Origin of the sequence: Pseudomonas edaphica, from assembly GCF_005863185.1 — a bacterium.
In the GTDB taxonomy this organism is placed as follows: Bacteria; Pseudomonadota; Gammaproteobacteria; order Pseudomonadales; family Pseudomonadaceae; genus Aquipseudomonas; species Aquipseudomonas edaphica.
This window is the reverse complement of the sequence record NZ_VBVZ01000372.1, coordinates 1-6,256: the sequence shown is the minus strand read 5'-3', so window position 1 is coordinate 6,256 and position 6,256 is coordinate 1. Positions and strand designations below refer to the sequence as shown.

General features: G+C 61.9%; 7 protein-coding genes. 4 read left to right on the top strand and 3 right to left on the bottom strand.

Going from position 1 to position 6,256, the window contains the following annotated elements; all coding sequences use genetic code 11:
• Window positions 1-45: 45 nt before the first annotated feature.
• Entirely contained in the window at window positions 46-831 is a 786-nt protein-coding gene (locus FEM54_RS21840) for a 5-oxoprolinase subunit PxpA (protein WP_138452965.1), read from the bottom strand.
• A 354-nt stretch (window positions 832-1,185) separates the two neighbouring features.
• Between FEM54_RS21840 and FEM54_RS21830 the strand changes: the two genes are divergently transcribed.
• Window positions 1,186-2,103: a LysR family transcriptional regulator gene (locus tag FEM54_RS21830; RefSeq protein WP_138452961.1), complete on the top strand. Its 918-nt coding sequence runs from the start codon at window positions 1,186-1,188 to the stop codon at window positions 2,101-2,103.
• Here the strand turns inward: FEM54_RS21830 and FEM54_RS21825 are convergent.
• Window positions 2,100-2,996 carry a LysR family transcriptional regulator gene (locus FEM54_RS21825; RefSeq protein ID WP_017137887.1) on the bottom strand — a complete coding sequence of 299 codons (897 nt, stop codon included), beginning with the start codon at window positions 2,994-2,996 and terminating at the stop codon, window positions 2,100-2,102. The genes FEM54_RS21830 and FEM54_RS21825 overlap by 4 nt on opposite strands.
• Window positions 2,997-3,102: 106 nt before the next feature.
• On the opposite strand from FEM54_RS21825, the gene FEM54_RS21820 reads away from it, so the two are divergent.
• Both FEM54_RS21820 and FEM54_RS21815 read left to right on the top strand, forming a co-directional pair.
• On the top strand, window positions 3,103-3,861 hold the full coding sequence (locus FEM54_RS21820) for an SDR family NAD(P)-dependent oxidoreductase (protein ID WP_138452959.1): 759 nt from the start codon (window positions 3,103-3,105) through the stop codon (window positions 3,859-3,861).
• A 50-nt stretch (window positions 3,862-3,911) separates the two neighbouring features.
• Window positions 3,912-4,817: a LysR family transcriptional regulator gene (locus FEM54_RS21815; RefSeq protein ID WP_138452957.1), complete on the top strand. Its 906-nt coding sequence runs from the start codon at window positions 3,912-3,914 to the stop codon at window positions 4,815-4,817.
• Here FEM54_RS21815 and FEM54_RS21810 read toward each other — a convergent pair.
• Window positions 4,804-5,244: a multidrug/biocide efflux PACE transporter gene (locus tag FEM54_RS21810; RefSeq protein ID WP_017137890.1), complete on the bottom strand. Its 441-nt coding sequence runs from the start codon at window positions 5,242-5,244 to the stop codon at window positions 4,804-4,806. The two genes, FEM54_RS21815 and FEM54_RS21810, sit on opposite strands and share 14 nt — an antisense overlap.
• Before the next feature lie 88 nt (window positions 5,245-5,332).
• Between FEM54_RS21810 and FEM54_RS21805 the strand changes: the two genes are divergently transcribed.
• Complete coding sequence (locus FEM54_RS21805; protein WP_099550467.1) at window positions 5,333-6,187, top strand: LysR family transcriptional regulator; 855 nt, start codon at window positions 5,333-5,335, stop codon at window positions 6,185-6,187.
• The last annotated feature ends 69 nt before the right edge of the window (window positions 6,188-6,256 follow it).

Genomic DNA, 6,256 nt, shown 5'->3' with positions numbered 1-6,256 from the left:
GCGCAGCCCAGCGCAGGGCAAGCCTGCTCGCCACAGAAAGCCTACTCAACCAACAACATGCCCGTTCAACACGGAGCGCTCGTTGGTCACCACAATTCCCGCCTGATCCAGGGCTTCGCGGGTGGCTTCCACCAGTTCCAGCGCGCCGGGCGTGTCGCTGTGCAGGCAGATGGAGTCGAATTCGATCAACAGGTCTTCGCCTTCTACGGTTCGCACCCGGCCCATCTGACAAGCACGCAGGACGCGCGCCGCAACGGTTGCAGGGTCCAGTGCACGCACATTGCGGGTAAACACAATGGACCCGCTTAAATCGTACTCACGGTCGGCGTAAAACTCGCGCACCACCGGTTGCCCCAGTTCCTTGGCCACGCGCCAGATCACCGAGTTGGGCATGCAATACAGCAACAGCGTCGGCTCGATGATTTGCAGGTTCTGCACCAGCAGCCGAGCGGCTTCTTCGTCGCGGGCCAGGTGCATATAAAGCGCGCCGTGGGGCTTGATATGTTGCAATGTCAAACCTTGGGCACGCGCTATTTCGCGCAGCGCGCCGAGTTGGTAGAGGATGTCGTCCACCAGTTCCTGGGCCGGTGCGTTGATGTGCCGACGGCCGAACCCCACCAGGTCACGAAAGCCCGGGTGCGCGCCAATGCCCACACCCAGTTGCTTGGCGCGTTCGACGGTGCGGCGCATGGTGCCGGGGTCGCCGGCGTGGAAGCCGGTGGCGATATTGGCCGAGCTGATGTAGGCCATCAGGTCAAAGTCGACGCCATCGCCGATGGTCCAGGGGCCGAAGCCTTCGCCCATGTCCGAATTGAAATCCACTGCCTGCATCGAGGTCGCTCCGCCAAAAGAAGATGACTGAAAGTAGGCTGGGGCTTGACCCCTTGGGAAGATCTATTATCAGATGGCCCATCTTCTGAAAATCAGATACACAAAGATCGTTCCCACGCTCCGCGTGGGAATGCAGCCCAGGACGCTCCGCGTCCCAAAGCGTGACGCAGAGCGTCACAAGAGGCGTTACCACGCAGAGCGTGGGAACGATCAGAGACCCAAAAATCGTTCCCCAAACATCGTTCCCACGCTCTGCGTGGGAATGCAGCCCAGGACGCTCCGCGTCCCAAAGCGTGACGCAAAGCGTCACAAGAGGCGTTACCACGCAGAGCGTGGGAACGATCGGAGAAAGCCATGTCCCTGACCTTGCGCCAAGTGCGCTACTTCGTCGCCACCGCCGAAATCGGCCAGATTTCCCAGGCCGCCATTCACCTGAACATCTCCCAGTCGGCGGTGACCACCGCGATCAAGGAGCTGGAGGCGATGCTTGGCGTGCAACTGTTCGTGCGTTCGGCCCAGGGCATGAACCTCACTGACGCCGGGCGGCACTTTCTCAACCGCGCCTATGTGATCGTGCGCAGCGTGGACGACGCCCTCAACAGCCCACTGCCCGACTACCGCGCCAGCGGCGTATTGCGCATAGCGGCCAGCTACACGGTGTTGGGTTACTTCCTGCCGCATCACCTGCAACGCATGCAGCACTGGCACCCGGACGTGACCATCGACGTCTTCGAGCAGGAACGCCAGGCCATCGAACACGGCCTGCTCGACGGCCAGTTCGACATGGCCGTCGTGCTCACCGCCAACCTGACTCACGCGGATATCGTCTCGGAAATCCTGTTCAACTCCGAACGCCGACTGTGGCTGCCCAGCCATCACCCGCTGTGCGAGCGCGGCGCCGTGAGCCTGGCGGATGTGGCACAAGAGCCTTACATCCTGCTGACCGTCGACGAAGCCGAGCACAGTGCCATGCGCTACTGGGAACAGGCCGGGCAAACGCCGAACGTGCGGCTGCGCACCAGTTCGGTGGAGGCGGTGCGCAGCATGGTTGCCAATGGCAGCGGCGTGGCGATTTTGTCGGATCTGGTGCATCGGCCATGGTCACTGGAGGGCAAGCGCATCGAAACCCTGACCGTCACCGACCCCGTCACGCCCATGAGCGTCGGCCTGGCCTGGCACCGCGAGCGCGCGTTTACCCCGGCGATGCAAGCGTTCCGCGATTACTTCCACGACGCCTTCCTGGCACCGCAACAGTTGTCGGCTCGGCGTTAAATACGCGCCTGCAAGGTAGCCGCCAGCCACTCCATGAACACCCGCACCCGCAACGGCAAATGCCGCTGGCCGGCGTAGAGCATGGAGACGTCCAGCGGCGGTGCGAGGTAGTCCGGCAACACCGAAACCAACTCGCCACTGGCCAATAAATCGCGAATGCCGAGCAGCGGCACCTGGATAATCCCCAAGCCGCCAAGACACGCCGCCTGGTAGGCATCGGTGCTGCTGACGGTCACGCGCCCGGCCATGGCCACGCGCTGCACCTTGTTACCCAGCAGGTATTCAAACCCGGCCGAGCGCGCACCGAGCGGGCGCACGTAGTGCACCAGTTGATGCTGCGCCAGATCGGCAATGGTTTCGGGCACGCCATAACGTTGCAGGTACGCGGGGCTTACGCAGTTGACCATCGGCATGCTGCACACCTTGCGCGCAACCACGCTTTGATCGGGTTGCGCGCCCACGCGCACCACGCAATCAAAGCCTTCAGCAATCACGTCGACCTGGCGATCCGAACTGCTGATTTCCATCTCCACCAACGGGTGGCGCGCCATGAACGAGGGCAGCTGCGGCATCACCAGGCCGCGCGCCATGGCGTTGGGCATATCCACCCGAATGCGCCCGGCCAATTGCGCTTCGTCCTGGCGAAACAGGCCTTCGAGCTCTTCCATGTGCGCGAGCAAATCCTTGCTGCGCTCATACAACACGCGGCCGTCCTGGGTGGCTTGCACAGTGCGCGTGGTGCGCTGCAACAGGCGCGCACCCAGCAATGCTTCCAGCGCCTGCACATGCTCGGACACAGTGGAGCGTGGCAGGCCCAGGCTCTCGCCGGCCTGGGTGAAACTCGACAGCTCGGTGACGCGCACGAAGGTGCGCAACAGCTCAAGTTTGTTCATGGGATTGTTCGCCTTATCCGGCCAGTGATTCCGATATCAGCCTGTTTATCACGTTATAGGCGGACAAATACACTCAGTCCCACTGATCACCCATGAGGACTACCGCATGACTCGTAAAATCGCACTCATCACCGGCGCCAGCCGTGGCCTTGGCAAAAGCGCCGCTTTGCACCTTGCCGCACAAGGCGTGGATATCATCGGCACCTACCACAGCGCCGCCACTGAGGCCCAAGCGGTGGTGGCACAGGTTGAAGCGCTGGGCGGCCGCGCCGCCATGCTGCAACTGGACGTCAGCCAGAGCGGCAGCTTCGATGCTTTTGTCGGGCAAATCGCTACGGTGCTCAAAGACGTTTTCGCCCAGCAACATTTTAATTTCCTGATCAACAACGCGGGCATCGGCGCTCACGCCAGCTTTGCCGAAACCACCGAAGAGCAGTTCGACAAACTGGTGGCCATTCACTTCAAGGCGCCGTTTTTCCTCACCCAAAAACTGCTGCCGCTGATCAGCGATGGCGGGCGCATCATCAACATCTCCAGCGGCCTGGCGCGGTTCAGCCTGCCGGGCTACGCCGCCTACGCGTCGATGAAAGGCGCCGTGGAAGTGCTGTCGCGTTATCAGGCCAAAGAACTCGGCCCGCGTGGCATCACCGTCAACACCCTGGCACCCGGCGCGATTGCCACCGACTTCAGCGGCGGCGCAGTGCGCGATAACCCACAGGTGAATGCGATGGTGGCCGACAACACCGCCCTGGGCCGTGCCGGTTTGCCGGACGATATTGGCGGTGCAATTTCGAGCCTGCTGGCCGATGGCAGCCACTGGATCACCGGGCAGCGTATCGAAGCGTCGGGCGGCATGTTTCTGTAAGCATTCTGCGCTAGCATCAATGCTTTCAGATCACTGACGGGCAATCACCGATGAGTTTTGATCCAGGCTTGGCCGGCGGCATGGGCGTATTGGCCGCCGTAGTCGACAGCGGCAGCTTTGCCCGCGCCGCCAACAGCCTGGAGATGACGCCTTCGGGGGTCAGCCGGGCGATTTCCCGCCTGGAAAAACGCCTCGGCATTCGCCTGTTCGACCGCACCACCCGCTCGGTGCAATTGACCGACGAAGGGCGACGTTTCTACCAGCAAATCGCCCCGCTGTTGGCCGGGCTGGAGGAGGCCGCCCATTCGGCGGCCGACAGCGCCCTCACCGTGCGCGGGCGTTTGCGGGTGAACATCGACCCGTATTTTTCGCGGCTGGTACTTGGCCCTGTACTCGGCGACTTCATGCGCCAATACCCGCAACTGCAACTCGACCTGCACACCCGTGACCAACTCGGCGACCTGGTGGCCGACGGCTTTGACTTGGCCATTCGCTTCGGCATCCCACAGTCCTCCTCGCTGATCGCCCGCAAACTGATGGAAGTGCGCGTGCTCACCGTGGCCTCTCCCACTTACCTTGAACAATACGGCCGACCAGCGATCCCGCAAGAGCTGGAAACCGGGCATATGTGCCTGGATTTTCGCGACTCGCAAACCGGTCGCCCGTTTGCCTGGGAATTCCACCGGCCCGGCGAGCAAGTGATTGTGCGCACCAGCGGCCGCTTGGTGGTCAACGACGCCAGCACCTTATACAGCGTGTGTGAACACGGGCATGCCGTGGCGCAGATGCTCGACCTCGGCCTGGACTCGGCGATCCAGGCCGGCAGCCTGGTGGAGCTGTTCCCCGATTGGCCGGACGAGCGTTTCCCGTTGTACGCCTATTACCCGTCGCGGCACTTGCCCGCCGCCAAGGTGCGGGCATTTCTGGAGTTTGTCGCTTCGCTCAAGCTTGGCTAGGTACACGGGACTGTACGATTTTTTCCCGCAGCACGTCATAACCCCAGTGGTACACGTAGGTGTACGGCAGGAAGAACAACAGCACGCCGATGTCGAGGATGAAGGCTTCCAGCAGGCTGATCTTCATCAACGCGGCAATTAATGGCACCGCCAGGATGATCAGGCCGCCTTCGAACAACAGCGCATGCACCACGCGGGTCCAGCCGCCGCTGGTCAGTTGCAGGCGGGCTTTGAGACGGTCGAACAGGCTGTTGAAAATGACGTTCCAGCTCAGTGCCAACAGGCTGATGCCCAGGGTCACCGCGCCCATTTCCAGGGCCGGCCGGCCGGTGATCCAGACCAGCAGCGGCGTACAGATCAATAAGGCCAGCCCTTCAAAACCAATGGCCTGGCAAACACGTTCAGTAATCGACTTGGTAGGGTTCATGACCCGGCTCCTTGAGTGACGATGGTTGCCATGATTACCCTTTGACTCGATACTTCATAACTAATAACCATCGATAAAGGCGATAGTCATGGCCTCCAATGAAGTGCTGCAGGCGTTTGTGCAGGCGGCTACCCAAGGCTCGTTTTCGGCGGCGGCGCGCAAGCTGGGTAAAAGCCAGTCCACCGTCAGCGCGGCGGTGGCGAGCCTGGAGATTGATCTGGATGTGGTGCTGTTTGATCGCAGCAGCCGCAAGCCGACGCTTACGCCAGCCGGCCATGTGTTATTGCAACGCGCCGAGCAGGTGCTGGAGGCCAGCAGCCGCCTGGAGTTGGCAGCGAGCCAGTTGTCACAGGGTTTGGAACCCAAGCTGACCATCGCCATGTCCGATACTTACCAGTCCGACCGCTTTGAAATCGCCCTCAAGGCCTTTGAACAGCGCCACCCGGACCTTGAGCTGGAATGCCTGATCGCCGAATGCGAAGACCTGATCGCCCTGGTGCAAAGCGGCCGGGCGCAGATTGCGTTTATCGAAAAACAAGACACTTACCCGCCCGACCTGACCGGCGCGCCGGTCGAAGAACGTACCGAAATTGCCCTGTTCGCGGCGCCCACGCACCCGCTGGCCAAGCTGAAGAACATCCCGGCGCAGACCTTGCAGCAACACCGCGAATTGCGCCTGGCCAGCATCATCAACCCGACTGAAACCCGCCCCAGCGGGCGGGTTTGGTCAGCGCCCAGTTACTTGATGTTGATGGAGATGGCACAGCTGGGGTTTGGCTGGGCACCGATTCCGCGTTGGTTGGTGGAGCGTTTTGGTGGCGACCACTTGGTCGAACTCAAGGCGCGCAGTTGGCCGCGCTCGGTGGCGGTGGATGCGCTCTGGTCAAGGCACCACCCACCGGGGCCGGCGGGGAGTTGGTTGCTGGGCAAGATGCTGGAGTGATTCTGTCCGGACACTGAGGTTCCAGGTGGGAGCTGGCTTGCCTGCGATGGCGGTGAGCCAGTCTAGAAT

Bases quoted from the DNA above. Each gene is read 5' to 3' on its own strand.
- FEM54_RS21830 (WP_138452961.1), top strand. From the start codon at position 1,186: ATGTCCCTGACCTTGCGCCAAGTGCGCTACTTCGTCGCCACCGCCGAA.
- FEM54_RS21810 (WP_017137890.1), bottom strand. From the start codon at position 5,244: ATGAACCCTACCAAGTCGATTACTGAACGTGTTTGCCAGGCCATTGGT.
- FEM54_RS21805 (WP_099550467.1), top strand. From the start codon at position 5,333: ATGGCCTCCAATGAAGTGCTGCAGGCGTTTGTGCAGGCGGCTACCCAA.
- FEM54_RS21815 (WP_138452957.1), top strand. From the start codon at position 3,912: ATGAGTTTTGATCCAGGCTTGGCCGGCGGCATGGGCGTATTGGCCGCC.
- FEM54_RS21840 (WP_138452965.1), bottom strand. From the start codon at position 831: ATGCAGGCAGTGGATTTCAATTCGGACATGGGCGAAGGCTTCGGCCCC.
- FEM54_RS21820 (WP_138452959.1), top strand. From the start codon at position 3,103: ATGACTCGTAAAATCGCACTCATCACCGGCGCCAGCCGTGGCCTTGGC.
- FEM54_RS21825 (WP_017137887.1), bottom strand. From the start codon at position 2,996: ATGAACAAACTTGAGCTGTTGCGCACCTTCGTGCGCGTCACCGAGCTG.